The following is a 17,889-nucleotide window of genomic DNA, read 5'->3' as shown; positions in this document are numbered from 1 at the left end:
GCCGTCCCGGAGTCCTCCGGGACTTTCATCCAGCCTCGTGCGGGTCGGTGGCCCGCACGCTCAACCTTGGAGCCGTGAAGCTACCGTGTCCGACGCGTCGCCATCTCCGGCACCTGTCAAGCCCGCCGCCGCCGAGATGGCCGTCGAGCTGATCGGCGTTACGAAGCGCTTCGGTGCTTTCGCCGCCAACGACGACGTTTCCATCGCCGTGCGTCGTGGCGAGATACACGCCATCATCGGGGAGAACGGCGCCGGCAAGACAACCTTGATGAATGTCCTGTTCGGTCTGCTGCAACCCGATCAGGGCGCGATCCGCATCGAGGGAAAGGATATGATAATGGCCGATCCGGCCGCGGCCATCGCGGCGGGCCTCGGCATGGTGCATCAGCATTTCAAGCTGGTGCCCTCGCTTTCCGTGGCCGAGAACGTGTTCCTCGGCATGGAGATCCGTCGCAACGGGCTGATCGACCACGCCGCGCAGATCGAAAAGACGCGCGAGCTTTCCGAACGGTTCGGACTGAGGGTCGAACCGACCGAGCGCGTCTCGCTGCTGTCGGTGGGCATCGAGCAGCGCATCGAGATCCTCAAGGTCCTGGCGCGCGGTGCGCGCATCATCATCCTGGACGAGCCGACGGCTGTGCTGACCCCGCAAGAGAGCCGTGAGCTGTTCCAGACCCTGCGCGGCTTCGTTGCCGGCGGCATGACGGTCATCTTCATTTCCCACCACCTCGAGGAGGTGATGGAGGTTTCCGACACCGTCACGGTGCTGCGCAACGGCAAGCATGTGGCGACGCGACCGACGGCCGAGCTGACCAAGGCCGATCTCGTTCGCATGATGGTCGGACGCGACGTCAGCTTCGCGCGCCGCCGCCGCGAACGGACAGCGGGCAGCGTCGTGCTCGAGGTGAAGAACCTGTGGGCCCGCGACGACCGTCGCCTGCCGGCGCTGCGCGACGCCAGCTTCACCGTGCGCGCCGGCGAGATCGTCGGTATCGCCGGTGTGGCCGGCAACGGCCAGACCGAGCTCGCCGAGGTGCTCACCGGCCTGCGTCCCGCCAGCCACGGCACAGCCGTTCTCAAGGGCCGCGACCTGACCACGCAGTCGCCGGCGCAGATCCGTGAGGCCGGACTGGCCCATGTTCCGGGCGACCGCATGGTGCGCGGCGTCGATGGCGGCGCCTCGATCTCGGCGAACCTCCTGATGGGGCGCCAGACGAGGGCGCCGTGGTCGCGCAACGGCATTCTCGACTGGCAGGCGGCCGCCAGCCAGGCCGCGGACATGATCAAGCGCTTCGATATCCGCGCGCGCGGCCCCCAGGATACCGTCAAGCGGTTGTCGGGCGGCAACATCCAGAAGGTCGTCCTGGCGCGGGAATTCACGAACGACGCGGACTTCCTGCTCATCGACCAGCCGACGCGAGGCGTCGACATCGGCGCCCAGGAATCCATCCACGACGAGATCATGCGCCAGCGTGCGGCCGGCCGCGCCGTGCTCGTCATATCGGTACAGCTCGATGAGCTTCTCACGCTCGCCGACCGCATCCTGGTCATGTTCAACGGCCGGATCATGGGCGAGGTCGACGGCGACGGAGCCGACAGCGAAAGGATCGGCATGATGATGGCAGGTGTCGAGGCCRGCGCAGCGACGGGCGGCGCGGCCCGATGAGCGACAGGTTGCGTGCCGTTTACGGGCAGCTGCTTGCTGTCCTCTTTGCCCTCGCCATCGGCGCCATCATCATCTTGATGGTCGACGAGAGCCCGGTAAAGGTCTTCATGACGCTGCTGCGGGGCGCTTTCGGCGACCAGGCCAAGATCGCCGGCACTCTGCTGCAGACCACGCCCATCCTGATCTGCGGCGTTGCCGCCTGCATCGGCCTGCGCGGCGGCATGTTCAATGTCGGCATCGAGGGCCAGCTGTTCCTCGGCGGTTTCGCAGCGGCATGGGTCGGCTTCGCCCTGCCGCTGCCGGCCGGCATTCACATGCTGGTCGGGCTGGCCGTGGCGACGCTCGCCGGCGCCGCCTGGGTAGCCATTCCGGCGTTCTTCCGTGCGCGCTACAACACCAACGAGGTGGTCTCCACCATCCTGTCGAACTACGTCGCGGTGCTGCTGACGTCCTATTTCACCATCTTCCTGTTCAAGAGGCCGGGCGGCTGGTCGGAGACGCCGCCTGTTCTGCCGACGGCCTATCTGCCCGAGCTCTTTTCCTTTTCGCGCCTCAACTGGGGCCTTGTCATCGGACTGGTGCTGGCGCTCTCCGTCGCGTGGTTCTTCCGTTATACGAGCAAGGGCTATTCGATCTCGATGGTCGGCTCGGCGCCGAAATTCGCCGAATATGGCGGTGTCAACGTCAAACGGCAGGGCTTCCTGGTCCTGCTGGTCTCCGGCGCGGTCGGCGGGCTGGCAGGCGGCGTCGAGACGCTGGGCGTGCATCACCGCTTCATGGAAGGCTTCGCGCCCGGCTTCGGCTTCGACGGCCTCATCGCCGCGCTGCTCGCCAACGGCTCACCGATCGGCACGATCGTCACCGCGCTGTTCTTCGGCGCGCTGCGCAGCGGCTCGCTGCTGCTGGAGGTCGAGACCACGGCCTCGCGCGAGATCATCACGGTCATCCAGGCCCTCATCATCCTCAGCGTTTCCGCGCAGGTGCTGATGAAGCGCCGCGGCGACAGCACGGCGGGAGAGCGTCGATGGAAGTTCTAGACAAACTCCTCAACGTCGCGCTCCTGGTCGCGACGCTCAGGACCACCGCGCCGATCCTGCTGGTCGGCCTCGGCGGCTCGTTCACCACCAAGGCAGGCATCTTCAACATCGGCCTCGAAGGCCAGATGCTCGTAGGCGCCTTCTTCGCCGTGCTTGGCTCCATCTGGTCCGGCTCGGCCTTTGTCGGCGTGCTGTGCGGCGTTGCCGCCGCGCTTGTCTTCGCGCTCGTCTTCGCGCTCCTTGTCGTGACTTTCCGCGCCAATGAGGTGGTGGTCGGCCTGGCGCTCAACATCCTCGCGGGCGGCATGACCATATCGTTGATGAAGGCGGTTTTCGGCACGCGCGGATCCATCGTCGGCCATGGCATCGTCGGCCTGCCGAAGGTTCAAATCCCATGGGCTCGTGAATTGCTTGGGTCCTGGGCGCCGCTGGTCTCGGGTTACACGCCGCTGGTCTATGTGGCCTTTTTCGCCGTGCCGCTGCTCGTGCTGTTCTACAGGCGCACCAGGCTCGGCCTCTACATCCGCGTCGTCGGCGAAAAGCCCGAGGCAGCCGAGGCGCTCGGTATCTCCATCGCCCGGATCCGCTATGTCGCCTCGCTGCTCTGCGGTCTTTTCGCCGGGCTCGCCGGGGCGCATCTGTCGCTCGGCTACATCACCATGTTCACCGAGAACATGTCGTCGGGGCGCGGCTTCATGGCCGTCGCGATCCTGATCTTCTCCAACGGCGATCCGCTCAGGGTGCTGGGCGGCTGCCTGCTGTTCGGCTTCGCCGATGCCTTCTCGCTCAGACTGCAGACCTTCGGTTTCCCGTCATATCTGATCCTGGCAGTACCCTACGCGGTGGCGCTGGTGGCGCTGTTCGCGCTCTCCTACCGCAGCAGGCCCCGCATCATTCGCGAGACGCTCGAGAGCATGCGCAAGCTGCTTTCCGTCGAACCCGGCCGGGCCGACGCCGACAACACTCCCTCAACGTAAGGACCCCATACGCATATGGAACGCATAATCCTCGACGTGGATTCAGCGGGCGACGACATCCTCGCCGTGCTGTTTGCCGCAGCCAGTCCATACGTGAAGCTGGAAGCGGTCACGACCGTCACCGGCGCGGCCGGGCCCATCGAGCAGGTGACCAATGTCGTGCTCAACACGCTTTCGCTGGCCGGGCGCGACGACATCCCCGTCCATGCCGGCGCCTGGCGGCCGATCGTCGGCCACGCCAAGGCCGACATGGAAGCTCCGGTGCATTTCGAGAAGCGGCTGACCGCGCGCTTCGGCGACCGACTGAAGAAGTTCAATCCGCCGGCGCCCGCTCCGGCACGCAAGGCGACGCCGGGCCATGCGGTCGATTTCATCATCGACACGGTGATGTCCAATCCCGGCGAGATCACGCTGGTCACCACAGGGCCGCTCACCAACGCCGCCATGGCCTTGCTGCAGGAGCCGCGCCTTGCGGGCGCGCTCAAGCGCCTGCTGGTGCTGGGCGGCACCTTCCAGACGCCCGGCAACATGACGCCGGTCACTGAATACAATATCTGGGCCGATCCCGAAGCCTCGCGCATCGTGCTGAACGCCGAGGTCGACAAGATCCTCGTGCCGCTCGACATCTGCGAGGACAACCGCGTCGCGGCCTCCATGCTGACGCGCGACGACATCGCCGATATGCAGGCGGTGGCGATGGACAATCCGGTGGTCGACATGATCGCCGACGTGTTCCCCATCTATGTGGACATCTGGCGCGAATTCTTCGGGCTCGTCGGCTTCCCGCTGGATGACGTGATCACCGTGGCGCTGGCTTTCGATCCCAGCCTCGCCACGCTCACCGAACCGCTGTTCGTCGATGTGCTGACCGACGGCCATGTGGCGCGCGGCCAGACGGTTGCCTATCGCGGTTTCCAGATCCTGCCGGGCGGCGGACCGAAGACCACCCGCATCGGCACCGACCTCGACGGCCGCCGCTTCCTGAAGATCTTCAAAGACACCCTTGCCCGCTACGAGCGGACCGCATGACGAGCCCGACCATGACCCCTACGCCCATCCTCTTCGATTGCGATCCCGGCCATGACGATGCCATCGCGCTTGTCATGGCGCATCGCTCGCCGGCCGTCGAACTGCTCGGCGTCACCACCACCTGTGGCAACGCCGAGATCGAAAAGACCACCGCCAATGCGCTGCGCATCCTCGAATATATCGGCGCCGGCGCTGTTCCGGTGGCCGCCGGCTGCCACCGGCCGTTGGCGCGCCCGCTGGTGCTGGGCACCGCCGACGGCCCAAGCGGCCTGGAGGGCTCGCCCTACCTGCCACAGGCGACCATCAGGCCGGTGAAGCAGCATGCCGTGGACTTCCTGGCCGAGAAGCTGCTGTCGCGCGCCGAGCCGACCGTGGTCGTGGCCACAGGGCCGCTTTGCAACATCGGCCTGCTGCTGCTGAAACATCCGCATGTCCTGCCCAAGATCAAGCAGCTGATCTGGATGGGTGGCGTGTTCTATCGCAAGAGCGAGATCATCACGCCGACCGAGTTCAACGCCTTCTGCGATCCGGAGGCGCTGCGGATCGTGCTCGATTCCGGCGTGCCGATCACCATGGTCGGCCTCGACGTCACCATGCAGGTGCTGGTCGAGAAACCGCAATATGCCGAGCTCGCCAAGATCGATACGCCGCTGGGCAAGCTGGTGAACGATTGGCTGCTGTTTTACGAGAAGCTCCACCGCAATTCGATGGGCGTGGGCGGCGCCATGCATGATCCGCTGGCGCTGGCGCTGGTGATCGACCCCACGCTCGTCAGGACGCGGCCGGCGCATATCGGCGTCGATCTCGGCGGCAGCTACACTTTTGGCGCCACCGTCGCCGACTTCTGGGGCGAGCGTGGCCTCAAGGACAACGCCATGATCGCCAACGAGGTGGATGCCGATCGCTTCTTCGAGCTGATGTTCGACCTGCTGAGGGGCTGAATTCGGCCGTATCAGAGCAATTCCGGGAGAAGCGCTTTTCGCCCGGAATGGCTCCAACCAGCGGATAGAGCGGCTCTGGAGATTCCGGAGCCGAGGCGGYCATGCGAGGCTTGATCGCCACCGTTACCGTTTTCGAGATACGTCGAGGCTCGGCGGAACAGAAGCCGAAATCGCCGGGCGTCTCACCGGGATCCTCGGTAAGGGCGCTTTTCCAACGACGCCAAAGGAGTGTGGGGAAAGATGGTAGCGGGAGAGGGACTTGAACCCCCGACCCCAGGATTATGATTCCCGTGCTCTAACCAACTGAGCTACCCCGCCAGGGTGGCAAATGGCCCGGAAAACCGTCCTGAATGGACGGGCGTCGCGAGGCGTTCGCCAAGGTCGCGCGGATATAAGGTTGCGAGGGTGAGCCTGTCAAGCTTGTATAAGGCCGACATGCCGGCATAATCCGGCCGGCATAATCTCATCCCAGAAAAGCTTTGCCGGACAGACACTCAGCTGATCTCCCGGGGTTGAGTTCGGCGGGGCACGTCGCTATGTCTCGGCCATGAAATTCTAGAGTTTGAACGAATGAAGCCGCGCATCGCCGTCCTCGGTTGCGGATACTGGGGCAGCAACCATATCCGCACCCTCAAGGCGCTTGGCGCGCTCTATGCCGTTTCCGACGTCAACCGCGCCCGCGCCGAAGGTTTCGCCAGCGAGCAGGATTGCCTGGCGATCGAGCCGGACAGGCTGTTCGAGCGCAACGACATCGACGCCATCGTCATGGCGCTGCCGCCGCAATTCCATGCCGACACCGCGGTGCGCGCGGTCGAAAGCGGCAAGGACGTGCTGGTGGAAAAGCCGATCGCGCTGACCGTCGCCGATGCCGAGCGCGCGGTGAAGGCGGCAAAGGACAATGGCCGCATCTTCATGGTCGGCCATGTGCTGCGCTTCCATCCCGCTTTCGAGACGCTGAAGGCGCTGATCGACAATGGCGAGCTCGGCGAGGTGCGCTACATCCATTCGCACCGGCTCGGCCTTGGCAAGTTCCATACCGAAAACGATGCGCTCTGGGACCTGGCGCCGCACGATTTGTCGATGATCCTCGCCATCACCGGCACCGAGCCGATCGAGGTGAGGGGCGAGGGGGCGGCGCTCCTCGACAATCTCAGCGACTTCGCGCATCTGCACATGCGTTTCCCGAACGGCCTGCGCAGCCATCTCTTCGCCTCGCGCCTCAATCCCTATCGCGAGCGGCGCCTGACGGTGGTCGGCACCAAGGCGATGGCGGTGTTCGACGACGTCGAGCCCTGGGAGCGCAAGCTTGCCGTCTACCGCCACGCGGTGTGGCAGGACAGCGGCCAGTGGGCCTTCACCGCCAACGAGCCTTCCTATGTGGCCGTCGGCGAGGGCATGCCGCTGACGCGCGAGCTTGCCCATTTCGCGCAATGCATCGAGACGCGCGCCGAGCCCCGCACCGACGGCGAGGAAGCGATCAGGGTGCTGCGCATCCTGACCGCCGGCACGGTGATCCACACCGGTTCGTGAATCTGCCCGAACCCGCGGCGATGACCCCGAAAAGCCGGCCCTACGGACGTTAATTTTACTCGGCGGGAATCTGCGCCGGCCTGGCGGCCAGCCTGGACAGCATGGCCTCGGCCTCTGCGCCGCGCTCGGAACGCTCGATGAAACCGCCGCCGAACACCCGTGCGTCGTTGCCGTCGTCGGAATAGAGCACGCAGGCCTGCCCTGGCGCGATGCCTGACTCGCCGTCGGCCAACTCGACGGAAGTCACGCCGTCGCGGTGATGCAGCACGGCCGGACGCGGCGGCCTGGTCGAGCGGACTTTTGCGAAGAGCTCGATACCGCCGGCCGGAACATCCGACAGCGGCCCGTCGCCCAGCCAGTTCATGTTGCGCAGATAGATTTTGTGCGTCTCCAGCGCCTCGCGCGGGCCGACGATGACGCGCGCGCGGTCGGCGTCGAGATGAACGACATAGAGCGGCTCGCCGGAGGCGATGCCGATGCCGCGGCGCTGGCCGATCGTGTAGCGCAGGATGCCTTCGTGGCGGCCGAGCACGCGGCCGTCGATATGGACGATGTCGCCCGGATTGGCCGCGGCCGGCTTCAGCTTGGCGATGATGTCGGAATATTTGCCCTGCGGCACGAAGCAGATGTCCTGGCTGTCCTGCTTGGCGGCGACGGTGAGTCCCATCTCCTCGGCAATGGCGCGGACCTGCGGCTTCGACAGGCCGCCGAGGGGAAATCGCAGATAGTCGATCTGCGCCTGCGTGGTGGCGAACAGGAAATAGCTCTGGTCACGGTCGGCGTCGACCGGCCGGTAGAGCGCGCGATGGGCGCCATTGGCGCGCGAGCGGATGTAATGGCCGGTGGCCAGCGCGTCGGCGCCGAGATCCTGCGCGGTCGCCAGAAGATCGGCGAACTTCACCGTCTGGTTGCAGGAAACGCAGGGGATCGGCGTCTCGCCGGCGACATAGCTCTCGGCAAAGGGATCGATGACCGCCTTGCGGAAGCGCTCCTCATAATCGAGCACGTAATGCGGGATGCCGAGCGTCTCGGAGACGCGGCGGGCATCGTCGATGTCCTGGCCGGCGCAGCATGAACCGGCGCGATGAGTGGCCGCGCCGTGATCATAAAGCTGCAGCGTCACGCCGACCACGTCATAGCCTTCGCGCTTCAGGATGCCGGCGACCACAGACGAATCGACACCGCCCGACATCGCGACGACGACGCGGGTTTCTTCGGGGCGGCGGGGAAGATCGAGGCTGTTCATGGTGCTTTCACTGTGCGGCGCTCAATGCCAATGGCCGGAATATAGGTCAAGCGCCACGTCTGCGCCAGCTTGCGCCTCAGGACGAGATTACCGGCAATTTCAAGGCCTGGAGGCAGGTGTTTCAAATTCTAAACGAAATCCTAACCGGGCGTTCACGATCCTTACCTAGTGATTAGGGTTCGCTTAGGCAATTTTTAAAGCTGTGGCGGTACTGTGGCGGGGATTGGGTCTTTGAGTTTTTAGTAGAGAGTACGATGACCGATCTGGTTAGACCTAGAGTCAAGTATGTTATTGGGCCCGACGGCAGCCCTCTTACGATCGCCGATCTGCCGCCGACGAACACGCGGCGCTGGGTTATCCGGCGCAAGGCGGAAGTGGTCGCGGCGGTGCGCGGCGGCCTGCTCAGCCTTGAAGAAGCCTGCCAGCGCTACAAGCTCACCACCGAAGAATTTCTCTCCTGGCAGGCATCGATCGACGAATACGGCCTTGCCGGTCTCCGCACCACGCGGATCCAGCAATACCGGCACTAGCCAGGATAGCCGTAAATCGAAAGGGCGCGGAACACCGCGCCCTTTCGTTTTGGAAGGTATCAGACCGTCAGCACAACCTTGCCGATCGGCCGCGTGGCGAGGAAAGTGTGGGCGGCCCCCGCCTGGTCGATCGGAAAGGCCTTCGCCACATGGGGCGCGAGCTTTCCGGCATCGACGAGCCTGGCGAGCTCGACAAGACCTTCCCGGTCGGGCGTGACCGACATCCGCTCGACGCGGATGTTCCGTTCCTTGGCCTTTGCCTTTACCGCGTCGGGGACAGCGAGCAGCGACACCAGCACGCCGCCATCGCGCAACACCTTGAGCGAATCCGCGGCATGGTCGCCGCCGACCGTCTCCAGCACCAGATCGAGATCGCCGGCCTTTCCGGCGAATTCGCCCTTCGTATAATCGATGACCTCGTCTGCGCCGATCGAGCGAACATAGTCCGTTTTGTCCGGGCTGGCGGTCGAGGCCACCCAGGCGCCGCGCGCCTTGGCGATCTGCACCGCCAGATGGCCGACGCCGCCTGCTCCGGCATGGACCAGCACGCGTTGCCCCGCCTGCAGGCCGCCATGGCGGACAAGGCCCTGCCAGGCCGTCAGGCCGGCCAGCGGCAAGGCAGCCGCATGAACATGGTCAATGGCGGCTGGTTTCGCGGCGATCTCGCCCGCCGGCGCCGCGGCAAGCTCGGCATAGGCGCCGGCCTGCTTGGGGAAGCGCGGCATGCCGAACACCTCGTCGCCGACCTTGAAGGCGGTCACGCCGGAACCGAGCGCCGCGACAGTCCCCGAAATATCCCAGCCAAGGATGAAAGGCGGCTCGCCGAGCAGCGGGTAGAAGCCGCCGCGCACGGCGCCGTCGACCGGGTTGATGCCCGCCGCCTTGACGCGGACGAGCACTTCACCGGRGCCGGGCGAGGGGTCGGGCTGCTCGGCTACGAAAAGGACCTCGGGTCCGCCGACGGAATTCTGGATAACGGCACGCATGAACGCCTCCTGTTCGAGTGGATATGCCGCTATCATTTGGATAGTAATATTCGATTGTCGAGTATGTACCTTTTCTATATATAGACACCTTATGGATAGTGACGATAGATCCCCATTCGGCTACGACGCGTTCCGGCGCACCTGCCCGTCGCATACCGTGCTCGAGATGCTGGCCAGCAAATGGGTCTATCTCACCGTCTGCGCGCTGCGGCGCGGCCGGCTGCGCAATGGCGAGCTGGCGCGCAAGCTGGAGGGCATCACGCCCAAAATGCTGACCCAGACGCTGCGTGTTCTGGAGCGCGACGGTCTTGTGCGACGCGAGGTGTTTGCGGTCATTCCGCCGCGCGTGGAGTACGAACTGACGGAGCTTGGCCAGAACCTTGCTGGCCTGCTCAGCCAGATACGCTCCTGGGCGGAAGAGCATGCGCCCGAAATCAAGGATGCCCGGGCCCGGGCATTGGCAGATCACGGCGAGATGGGCGCTGTGCCCTGAAGACAGCGAGGCCGATTGCTGCCGATCGCCGGTTCTGAAGATGCCGGCAGGCCTCCGGCATGACTGCGAATATACCCGGCGATCAGCCGATCATGGCGCTGCGGCCGCCTGTTTCGGCCTCGCGAATCTTGGTGTCGCGCGATTCCAGCATCTCCGCCTTGGACAGCTCCGCTTCAGCTTCGCCGAGTAATGATTCGGCGGTGCTTCGCTGCTGGGCGAGGTCGCTTTGTGAGTTCCTGAGGTTGTCGCGGCGCAGGCGCGCCGCCTTGGCGAAGGTCGGATAGGCGAAATGGTTGATGTCGGTGATGCCGGCTTTTTTCTCTTCGGCGATGATCTGCGCTTCCAGCTCCACGGCCATGCGCTCGAACTCGGCGATCATCATGTCCAGCTGCAAGAGCTGCCGCCGTTTCTCATTCACCTGAAATTGCTTCAGTCGAACGAGGTTTTCACGTGACTTCATGACTCGATACTCCGCAACCGCACACTTGCAATACCGCCCAGTCCGCCCGGAACGATCCAAGCGCCGCCCGTTTCCCCCGGCTTTCCCTGGGCTATGGGAAACAAAGCCCTAAAGATTTTTGCCGGCGGTAACCATTCGTTTACGGGCATTGTTAATCATACGGGCGAGGACTTAAGGCCGGGTAAAAATTCCGGCTCTCGGCGGAAGCCCGGGCCTGCGAGTCTCTGGAGTCACTTAGGCTGGCTTATTAATGTGGTGCATTAGCGATTTTGGTCTGTGATTCGTTATTAGATTCAAGTGGGTGTAGAAAGGGGTTAAAAAATCTGGTATCGTGGATGACACGAAATTAGGATTTGTTAACCAGTCGGTGGCACCTTCTGTTCAGGCAATCACTGCTCCGGGTCCCGGACGGGTCGTGAGATGGCCCGGCAGCAGAAAAGGGGAATGAAATGCGTGTTCTGCTGATTGAAGATGACAGTGCAACCGCACAGAGCATCGAACTGATGCTGAAATCGGAGAGCTTCAACGTCTATACGACCGATCTCGGCGAAGAAGGTGTCGATCTAGGCAAGCTCTACGATTACGACATCATCCTGCTGGACCTCAATCTCCCCGACATGTCGGGCTATGAAGTCCTGCGCACGCTGCGCCTCTCCAAGGTCAAGACGCCGATCCTGATCCTCTCCGGCATGGCCGGCATCGAGGACAAGGTGCGCGGCCTCGGTTTCGGCGCCGACGACTATATGACCAAGCCCTTCCACAAGGACGAGCTGGTGGCGCGCATCCACGCCATCGTGCGCCGTTCCAAGGGCCATGCCCAGTCGGTCATCACCACCGGCGACCTGGTGGTCAATCTCGACGCCAAGACGGTCGAGGTCGGTGGCCAGCGCGTGCACCTGACCGGCAAGGAATATCAGATGCTGGAGCTGCTCTCGCTGCGCAAGGGCACCACGCTCACCAAGGAAATGTTCCTCAATCATCTCTATGGCGGCATGGACGAGCCGGAGCTGAAGATCATCGACGTCTTCATCTGCAAGCTGCGCAAGAAGCTCGACGCGGCGTCCGGTGGCCAGAACTATATCGAGACGGTGTGGGGTCGCGGCTATGTGCTGCGCGAGCCGGAAGATATCCGCGTCAGCGCCTAAAGCGCGTCGCGACCTTTCAGATTCGCTCCCTACGCTTTAGGCTTTGATTTTACGCATGTCTTTGTCCCGAAACCGGTTCCCACTTTCGGGAGACATGCTTTAGGCGATCCAACGATTCCAACGAAAACCCGGCTCCGGCCGGGTTTTTTTTGTTGGATCGGTGCCGCGAATCAGGCGGCGATCTTGAGGAAACGGAAGCTTTCGAGCAGTTGCGCGCGGTTGAAGGGCTTCAGCAGATAGCCTTGGGCGCCGGCGCGCTTGGCGCGCATGATCGCAGCCACATCGACCTCGACCAGCGAGACCAGGATCTGCGGCTTGACGGGAGCTTCGATGGCGCGGATGCGGCGAATGAGGTCGACCGCCTGGATGTCGGTCAGCCCGCCGTCGATGACGATGACATCGGGCATGTTGTCGGCGCAGATCTCGGCGGCTTCGACCCCGGTCGACGCCTCGACGACGATCATGTCCGAGCCAAGAATGCGTTTTGCAACCTTCCTGATGACGCTCGAATCATCGACGAACAGGCAACGCTTCATGTCCGGGTCCTCTTTGCCATCTGCCGAACCGGCAACCTCCGGTAACCGGAAAGCACCATAGGTCAATCTGGTAAAGAAGCCGAAAAGCCGTTAGGTAAAGTTTTTCCAAACAGGCGTATCGCGCGGTTTTACCTCCGCGGCGACGTTACATGAATTGCGGCTGGTACTACTCTACCTGCACTGCTGGAGCAAATATTAGCGATAAAAGATGCTTCGGCTCTTCTTATGCAGCCGTCAGCACGATCTCGTCGGCGGTCGCATGGATCGAGATCGTCATATTGGCCTCACGCGCCAGAAGCAGCGTGTAGTAAGGCTGGACCGAATGAGCGTCGATCGGCTCTTCCGGCTTGTGGCCGGAATGCAGCTCGAGGAATTTCGGCGGCACGCGCAGCATCGGGCCGCTGGCCGACAGCGAAAAACGCGGCTCGGTCTCAAGGTTCTCCAGCGTGACCACCAGCTTGCCACCGCGCGGTATGGCCGCGTTGGCGACGAGAATGAGGTTGAGCAGCAGCTTGACCTTGTTCTTGGGCAGGAGCGCCCGGGAGCCGTTCCAAACCAGTTCCGGCTTTTCGTTCTTCAAGAAGGCGATGGCCACGGCCTCGGCATCGCCGGTGTCTATCATCATACCGGCGGAACCCGCGGCGCCAAAGGCAATGCGGGCAAACTGCAGTCGCGCCGAGGCGTTCCTGGCGCTCTGGCGAATGAGCTTCATGGCGTCTTCGTCGGCGCCGCCCTCGTCGAGCAGCTCGAGGCCGTTGTTGATTGCGCCCACCGGCGAAATGATGTCGTGGCAGACGCGACTGCAAAGCAGTGCCGCGAGATCAGGCGCGGAAAGGGTGAAAAGCTCGGCCATCGGCGAAATCCCTGCTTAAGTCACTTGTTCATGGCCGAGCGACAGTTTTTCGCGCCTGCCCACACGAATCACGCTCTTTTCCAAGGCTTTCTGAATACACAGGGCCCGGGCGCGCATCAACAAATCCAAAATTATCGGCGGCGAAAATGGTGTGTTCGCGGGGGAAACCCGCCGTGGAGGCGCAAGCGCGGCCTTCTAACCGCCATCTTCGTGTGGGAGCTTAATGGTTGAAAAAGGATTACGGCATAGTTTGCCAGTGATAGCCACCCTGAACGGCCGGCAAGAGCCGCAGGGGTGCGAGGCGTCGGCGAAAGTGCTCCCTGACGGAGATTTGGAAGCATGTTTTCCCGATACTACGACCGGACGTTCGTCCGAGTCCTCACCATGACCATCACACTCCTGGCGGCCCTGGTCCTTTCGACCTCGGCATCGCGGGCTCAACAGTACACCGCTCAGGAAATCGTCGATTCCGGTCATAAATTCTTCGGCGAGACGTCCGGCGGCCTGGCCACCGTCGTCGAGAAGATATTTGCCTCCTACGGCCTGCCCAACGGCTACCTGCTGGGCGAGGAAGGGTCCGGCGCGTTGATCGGCGGCCTGACCTATGGTGAGGGGACGCTCTACACCAAGAACGCCGGCGACCATAAGGTGTTCTGGCAAGGTCCGTCGCTCGGCTGGGATTTCGGCGGCGAGGGATCGCGGGTGATGATGCTGGTCTATAACCTCGACGACATCAGCAGCCTTTATAACCGCTTCGGCGGCGTCGCCGGCTCCGCCTATGTCATTGCGGGCGTCGGCTTCAACGTATTGCAGAGCAACCGGGTGCTGCTCGTGCCGATCCGCACCGGCGTCGGTGCCCGCCTCGGGGTCAATCTCGGCTATCTGAAGCTCACCGAAAGGCCGACCTGGAACCCGTTCTGATCGGATTGCGCTCGCTACAATCGCTCGGACTGTGCTGATCGCGCCGCGGCAAGCTCTTGCCGCGGCGTTGAATTTCCGCCATGCCAAGATGGTACAATCCCGCGATTGCCGCCCCGTAAAGTGGATAGCACGCCTTGGTCCAGTCGGTTCTGTTCTTCGTACTTGGTTTCCTTTGCGCCGTTTTTCTGGTGTCGCTGATCGCGCCGGCGGTCTGGCGGCGGGCCGTTGTCCTGACGCGCAGGCGCCTCGAGGCTTCGTTGCCGCTGACGCCCGCCGAGATCCAGGCGGACAAGGACCGGGTCCGTGCGGAATACGCCATGACGACGCGCCGGCTGGAGATAACCGTCAAGAATCTGCAGGAGAAGGTGGCCGAACAGCTGGTCGAGATCGGTCGCGGGCGCGAGGCCTTGAAGGGGCTCGCGGTCGAAACGAAGGACAAGAACCAGGCGCTTTCCGATCTGCAGGCCAAGAATGCGGAGCTCAGGCAGCGCGAGGAGGATCTGCACCGCCTGTCGGAAAAGCATGCACAGACGGAGCGGGCTTTGGAGAAGCGCGCGCTGGAGCTGCAAAAGCTCGAGCAGATGTATGATGACGCCAGCTTTTCGTCCTCGAATCGCCAGATCGAGCTGGTCGCGCGAGAATCGGAGCTGGAAAAGCTCGCCAGCGATATCGCGTTGCTCAAAGCCCAGCGCAAGGAGGCGGACCGGCGCAACCAGGAGGTCGCTTCCGAAAGCAAGGCCGCTCGCGAAGCGTTGRAGGTTGAGAAGAAGAAAACGGCCGAGCTCGAGAAGAAGGTGGAACGGCTGCTCGCCACGCTTGCCGATCGCGAGGAAAAGCTCGACCGGCATGAGAAGGACCTTGCTCGAATGCGCGAACGTTCGAAGGAGACCGCTGCGGCGAACGGCGTCGCGCGGCTGGCTGCCGGCTCGGCCGCGAAAAGTGACGATGTCGATAAGGCAATCGCCAGGCTCGAGGGCGACCGGGAACGGCTGGAGGCAAGGCTGACGGCGCTGGCGCGCGAGAACAAGCGGCTGAAAACCGATCTTGCCGCCGCGGGGACGCCGTTGCCGGAATCGGCGGGCGACGCACGCTCCGGCGCCGGCCTTCGCGAACAAATGAACGAACTGGCGGCCGAGGTCGTCAATCTGACGATGAAGCTCGACGGGCCGGATTCGCCTATCGCCAAGGCGCTGGCAGGCGAGGGGCAGCAGAATGGGCGCGGCGTCAGCCTTGCCGACCGCGTGAGGGCTTTGCAGAAGGCCGGCTCCTAACTGAGAAAGACGACCGCGAGGTGCCCCGGGTCGTTCCGTGGCTACCGGTCGGAAAAGTGATGCAGCGCTATTGCGGACGCCGCGGCGACGTTCAGGCTGTCAAAACCTTCCGCCATGCCGATCCTCACAGTGCGCAGCCGGGTAAGCAGGTCCCGCGGCAGGCCTTCGCCTTCGGTGCCGAGATAGAGCGCCAGCCTCGCTGGCCGCTCCGCGGCGCGGATGTCGGTTGCTCCGCCCGGCGACAGAGCGAACTGGCTGAAGCCAAGCCGATCGAGCGTCGCGGTGAAGGCTCCGGTATCGCCGAACGACGCGAAGGGAACCTTCAGCGCCGCGCCCACCGAAACACGGATTGCCTTGCGGTAGAGCGGATCGCAGCAGGTCCGGTCGAGCAGTACCGCGCCCGCGCCGAAGGCCGCCGCGTTGCGGAAGATCGCTCCCATATTGTCGTGATTGGATATGCCGACCAGGACGACGGCCAATGCGCGCGGGGGCAAGGTCTCCACCAGAATCTCGGCGGGCACCGGGTCGCTACGCATGCCGATCGCCAGGATGCCGCGATGCATGTGGAAGCCGGCGATCCGGTCCATGACCTCACCGGCGGCAACATAGACGGGGAAATCCGGCAGCGCCTTGTCCAGGATCTCGCGCACGCCAGCCAGCCTGTTTTCGAGGATGAGGGCAGACTCGGCGGCGAAGCGCCCGGCCGACAACAGGAGGTCAAGCACCACCTTGCCTTCGGCGACGAAGCGGCCTTGCCGGCCGATGAGATCGCGCTCGCGGATGTCGAGATAGGCGGCGACGCGCGGGTCCCGGGGGTCGTCGATGGGGATGAGGTTCATGCGTGGCTCGCCGAAGACCAATGCATGTCGCCCAGAAGTGTGCAGCGATTCTGGGACGACGACATGCATCAAAACAAAGACTTAAAGCGCGTTGACTGAATCCGGTTCAGCGCGACGCGCTTTAGTCGGCGAGGTATGAGCGACTGGAACCGCGGGTCAAGCCCCGGCGCGGCGCAACCGGTAGGCCATCTGGGAAAGATCGCCTTCGCCGAAAATGCCTTCCAGCATGCGCAGCAATTCGCGTACCGCTTCGGATTTGCAGGAATAATAGATCATCTGGCGGTCGCGCCGGGTCTCGACGAGATCGAGCGCCCTCAGCTTGGCGAGATGCTGCGACAGCGCGGACTGGCTGAGCTGCACCTTCTCGGCGATGGCGCCGACCGACATTTCGCCATCCATCAGATAGGCCACGATCAGCAATCGCTTTTCGTTGCCCATGAGAGTGAGAAAGGCGGCCGCCGATTCCGCGTTGGCGATTAGCTTATTTGAGATCATAGATCCCCCAAGGGTCCTGGCTCATCCTGGCGCCAGGGGGCAATGGCGCCTGATTCCACAATGTTCAGATGTCGATGGGCGCTGCTGAATCAGCGTCACAACGAAGGTAGATCATTTTGTTTAAATCTCAAGCGTTGCTTTCGCCGGCTCGCGATCAACTATCGGTCTTGCTCTGCCGCGCGCCCCGCCTTTGCCATCTCGACAAGCGTCGGACGCAATTCGCGCGCACTTTGCAGAGGCTTAGGGAAGAAAATCCTGCAGGTCGCGTCCGGGGCGGCGAGATCCATGCCATCGGGATCGAAGCCGGTGGCGATCCAGTCGCCGCCCTCGGCACGGCCGAAATGGCGGGCATAAAGGGCAAGCGCGTCGCGATGATCGGCATTCATATGATCGAGCGCCGCCTGCTCGCCGCCGGCGAACTCCTCGACAAGGGCGGCGCTGGTGATGAAATCGTCGCGGTCGAGAAGAAAGGCCTTGCCGAAGCCGCCATTCAGGCTGGCGCGTTCGGGCTCGAGCCGGAAGAACGAGAAGTCGCCGAGGCCGGCATAAAGCTTCGCCTTCGGATTGCGGTTGAGGTAGCGCCGTTCGGCGCGGATCTGATCGGCCGTTCCCCGCTCCAGCCGTAGGGCGCGGCACGCCAGGCTGATGCGCGGATGCGCCAGCGGATCACCTTTGCCTGGCTCGCCAAGCAGCAGCGAACAGCGCGGATCCGCGAGCAACGCACCGGTGTGCGCGGACAGCATCGAGATCAGGATCAGCGGTGCGCCGTCGATGTCGGTGGCGACGCCAACCCGGCTTGCCAGCGGCGCGCCGGTGCCAGGCTCGATCGCCGCGAGCGCGCCGAAACGCGCCGATCGGATTAGGGTTTTCGCCAGCCTGACCGCTTCGGCGTCGGTTTCGCGGATGACATCTTTTTTCGGTTCGGTCACAAGCT

At 63.6% G+C, this 17,889-nt stretch carries 19 protein-coding genes and 1 tRNA gene; 11 read left to right on the top strand and 9 right to left on the bottom strand.

The window, feature by feature from the left end; all coding sequences use genetic code 11:
• The first annotated feature begins 136 nt into the window (after positions 1 to 136).
• Genes LCM4577_RS04980 through LCM4577_RS04960 form a run of 5 tightly spaced genes read left to right on the top strand, consistent with a single transcriptional unit; the run spans position 137 to position 5,650 of the window.
• Positions 137 to 1,666, top strand: coding sequence for an ABC transporter ATP-binding protein (locus LCM4577_RS04980; protein ID WP_071070589.1), 1,530 nt, complete (start codon positions 137 to 139; stop codon positions 1,664 to 1,666).
• A complete protein-coding gene (locus LCM4577_RS04975) occupies positions 1,663 to 2,703 on the top strand; it encodes an ABC transporter permease (protein ID WP_071033055.1) in 1,041 nt (346 codons plus the stop codon). Before LCM4577_RS04980 ends, LCM4577_RS04975 begins: the two co-directional genes overlap by 4 nt.
• Complete coding sequence (locus LCM4577_RS04970) at positions 2,691 to 3,680, top strand: ABC transporter permease (RefSeq protein ID WP_071069989.1); 990 nt, start codon at positions 2,691 to 2,693, stop codon at positions 3,678 to 3,680. Before LCM4577_RS04975 ends, LCM4577_RS04970 begins: the two co-directional genes overlap by 13 nt.
• 15 nt (positions 3,681 to 3,695) lie before the next feature.
• Positions 3,696 to 4,709 (top strand): nucleoside hydrolase, encoded by a 1,014-nt coding sequence (locus LCM4577_RS04965; RefSeq protein WP_071069987.1) that lies wholly within the window; start codon positions 3,696 to 3,698, stop codon positions 4,707 to 4,709.
• Entirely contained in the window at positions 4,706 to 5,650 is a 945-nt protein-coding gene (locus tag LCM4577_RS04960) for a nucleoside hydrolase (RefSeq protein ID WP_040989851.1), read from the top strand. Before LCM4577_RS04965 ends, LCM4577_RS04960 begins: the two co-directional genes overlap by 4 nt.
• A gap of 241 nt (positions 5,651 to 5,891) precedes the next feature.
• Here the strand turns inward: LCM4577_RS04960 and LCM4577_RS04955 are convergent.
• Positions 5,892 to 5,968: transfer RNA gene (locus LCM4577_RS04955), tRNA-Met, on the bottom strand.
• 252 nt (positions 5,969 to 6,220) lie between these two features.
• Here LCM4577_RS04955 and LCM4577_RS04950 point away from each other — a divergent pair.
• On the top strand, positions 6,221 to 7,180 hold the full coding sequence (locus LCM4577_RS04950; protein ID WP_071069985.1) for a Gfo/Idh/MocA family protein: 960 nt from the start codon (positions 6,221 to 6,223) through the stop codon (positions 7,178 to 7,180).
• A gap of 55 nt (positions 7,181 to 7,235) precedes the next feature.
• Here the strand turns inward: LCM4577_RS04950 and mnmA are convergent, their stop codons facing one another.
• Positions 7,236 to 8,426: a tRNA 2-thiouridine(34) synthase MnmA gene (gene mnmA, locus LCM4577_RS04945; protein WP_071069983.1), complete on the bottom strand. Its 1,191-nt coding sequence runs from the start codon at positions 8,424 to 8,426 to the stop codon at positions 7,236 to 7,238.
• 254 nt (positions 8,427 to 8,680) lie between these two features.
• Between mnmA and LCM4577_RS04940 the strand changes: the two genes are divergently transcribed.
• Positions 8,681 to 8,956 (top strand): DUF1153 domain-containing protein, encoded by a 276-nt coding sequence (locus tag LCM4577_RS04940; RefSeq protein ID WP_006203587.1) that lies wholly within the window; start codon positions 8,681 to 8,683, stop codon positions 8,954 to 8,956.
• Positions 8,957 to 9,015: 59 nt separating this feature from the next.
• On the opposite strand, the gene LCM4577_RS04935 is transcribed toward LCM4577_RS04940, so the two are convergent.
• Positions 9,016 to 9,942 carry an NADP-dependent oxidoreductase gene (locus LCM4577_RS04935; protein WP_071070587.1) on the bottom strand — a complete coding sequence of 309 codons (927 nt, stop codon included), beginning with the start codon at positions 9,940 to 9,942 and terminating at the stop codon, positions 9,016 to 9,018.
• A gap of 91 nt (positions 9,943 to 10,033) precedes the next feature.
• On the opposite strand from LCM4577_RS04935, the gene LCM4577_RS04930 reads away from it, so the two are divergent.
• The gene (locus tag LCM4577_RS04930) at positions 10,034 to 10,435 is read left to right on the top strand and encodes a helix-turn-helix domain-containing protein (protein WP_041004590.1); all 402 of its coding nucleotides are present in this window, start codon (positions 10,034 to 10,036) and stop codon (positions 10,433 to 10,435) included.
• Positions 10,436 to 10,517: 82 nt separating this feature from the next.
• On the opposite strand, the gene LCM4577_RS04925 is transcribed toward LCM4577_RS04930, so the two are convergent.
• Positions 10,518 to 10,895 (bottom strand): flagellar export protein FliJ, encoded by a 378-nt coding sequence (locus LCM4577_RS04925; protein WP_040989842.1) that lies wholly within the window; start codon positions 10,893 to 10,895, stop codon positions 10,518 to 10,520.
• Positions 10,896 to 11,344: 449 nt separating this feature from the next.
• Here LCM4577_RS04925 and ctrA point away from each other — a divergent pair, with 449 nt between their 5' ends.
• Complete coding sequence (ctrA, locus tag LCM4577_RS04920; protein ID WP_006203583.1) at positions 11,345 to 12,040, top strand: response regulator transcription factor CtrA; 696 nt, start codon at positions 11,345 to 11,347, stop codon at positions 12,038 to 12,040.
• Positions 12,041 to 12,210: 170 nt separating this feature from the next.
• On the opposite strand, the gene LCM4577_RS04915 is transcribed toward ctrA, so the two are convergent.
• Together LCM4577_RS04915 and chpT are read right to left on the bottom strand one after the other, a co-directional pair.
• A complete protein-coding gene (locus tag LCM4577_RS04915) occupies positions 12,211 to 12,576 on the bottom strand; it encodes a PleD family two-component system response regulator (protein ID WP_041004962.1) in 366 nt (121 codons plus the stop codon).
• A gap of 223 nt (positions 12,577 to 12,799) precedes the next feature.
• Complete coding sequence (chpT, locus tag LCM4577_RS04910) at positions 12,800 to 13,429, bottom strand: histidine phosphotransferase ChpT (protein ID WP_040989839.1); 630 nt, start codon at positions 13,427 to 13,429, stop codon at positions 12,800 to 12,802.
• 384 nt (positions 13,430 to 13,813) lie between these two features.
• Here chpT and LCM4577_RS04905 point away from each other — a divergent pair, with 384 nt between their 5' ends.
• Positions 13,814 to 14,350: a DUF1134 domain-containing protein gene (locus tag LCM4577_RS04905; protein WP_224514585.1), complete on the top strand. Its 537-nt coding sequence runs from the start codon at positions 13,814 to 13,816 to the stop codon at positions 14,348 to 14,350.
• A gap of 134 nt (positions 14,351 to 14,484) precedes the next feature.
• Positions 14,485 to 15,621: a hypothetical protein gene (locus LCM4577_RS04900; RefSeq protein WP_071069981.1), complete on the top strand. Its 1,137-nt coding sequence runs from the start codon at positions 14,485 to 14,487 to the stop codon at positions 15,619 to 15,621.
• Positions 15,622 to 15,662: 41 nt separating this feature from the next.
• Here the strand turns inward: LCM4577_RS04900 and LCM4577_RS04895 are convergent, their stop codons facing one another.
• The 3 genes from LCM4577_RS04895 to LCM4577_RS04885 form a co-directional block, all read right to left on the bottom strand.
• Positions 15,663 to 16,460, bottom strand: coding sequence for an RNA methyltransferase (locus LCM4577_RS04895; RefSeq protein WP_071070585.1), 798 nt, complete (start codon positions 16,458 to 16,460; stop codon positions 15,663 to 15,665).
• A 156-nt stretch (positions 16,461 to 16,616) separates the two neighbouring features.
• Positions 16,617 to 16,955, bottom strand: a complete 339-nt coding sequence (locus tag LCM4577_RS04890; protein WP_040989832.1) for a helix-turn-helix transcriptional regulator — start codon at positions 16,953 to 16,955, stop codon at positions 16,617 to 16,619.
• A 158-nt stretch (positions 16,956 to 17,113) separates the two neighbouring features.
• Positions 17,114 to 17,884 carry a HugZ family protein gene (locus tag LCM4577_RS04885; RefSeq protein WP_071069979.1) on the bottom strand — a complete coding sequence of 257 codons (771 nt, stop codon included), beginning with the start codon at positions 17,882 to 17,884 and terminating at the stop codon, positions 17,114 to 17,116.
• Positions 17,885 to 17,889 lie beyond the last annotated feature (5 nt).

The organism is Mesorhizobium sp. LCM 4577, from assembly GCF_001854795.2.
Taxonomy (GTDB): Bacteria; Pseudomonadota; Alphaproteobacteria; order Rhizobiales; family Rhizobiaceae; genus Mesorhizobium; species Mesorhizobium plurifarium.
The sequence above is the reverse complement of the archived record's forward strand: the minus strand, read 5'-3'. Positions and strand labels throughout refer to the sequence as shown.

Coding starts and splice junctions, on each gene's coding strand:
- LCM4577_RS04965 (WP_071069987.1), top strand. CDS start 3,696: ATGGAACGCATAATCCTCGACGTGGATTCAGCGGGCGACGACATCCTC.
- chpT (WP_040989839.1), bottom strand. CDS start 13,429: ATGGCCGAGCTTTTCACCCTTTCCGCGCCTGATCTCGCGGCACTGCTT.
- LCM4577_RS04950 (WP_071069985.1), top strand. CDS start 6,221: ATGAAGCCGCGCATCGCCGTCCTCGGTTGCGGATACTGGGGCAGCAAC.
- LCM4577_RS04890 (WP_040989832.1), bottom strand. CDS start 16,955: ATGATCTCAAATAAGCTAATCGCCAACGCGGAATCGGCGGCCGCCTTT.
- LCM4577_RS04960 (WP_040989851.1), top strand. CDS start 4,706: ATGACGAGCCCGACCATGACCCCTACGCCCATCCTCTTCGATTGCGAT.
- LCM4577_RS04905 (WP_224514585.1), top strand. CDS start 13,814: ATGACCATCACACTCCTGGCGGCCCTGGTCCTTTCGACCTCGGCATCG.
- ctrA (WP_006203583.1), top strand. CDS start 11,345: ATGCGTGTTCTGCTGATTGAAGATGACAGTGCAACCGCACAGAGCATC.
- LCM4577_RS04940 (WP_006203587.1), top strand. CDS start 8,681: ATGACCGATCTGGTTAGACCTAGAGTCAAGTATGTTATTGGGCCCGAC.
- LCM4577_RS04970 (WP_071069989.1), top strand. CDS start 2,691: ATGGAAGTTCTAGACAAACTCCTCAACGTCGCGCTCCTGGTCGCGACG.
- LCM4577_RS04915 (WP_041004962.1), bottom strand. CDS start 12,576: ATGAAGCGTTGCCTGTTCGTCGATGATTCGAGCGTCATCAGGAAGGTT.
- mnmA (WP_071069983.1), bottom strand. CDS start 8,426: ATGAACAGCCTCGATCTTCCCCGCCGCCCCGAAGAAACCCGCGTCGTC.
- LCM4577_RS04930 (WP_041004590.1), top strand. CDS start 10,034: ATGGATAGTGACGATAGATCCCCATTCGGCTACGACGCGTTCCGGCGC.
- LCM4577_RS04925 (WP_040989842.1), bottom strand. CDS start 10,895: ATGAAGTCACGTGAAAACCTCGTTCGACTGAAGCAATTTCAGGTGAAT.
- LCM4577_RS04895 (WP_071070585.1), bottom strand. CDS start 16,460: ATGAACCTCATCCCCATCGACGACCCCCGGGACCCGCGCGTCGCCGCC.
- LCM4577_RS04975 (WP_071033055.1), top strand. CDS start 1,663: ATGAGCGACAGGTTGCGTGCCGTTTACGGGCAGCTGCTTGCTGTCCTC.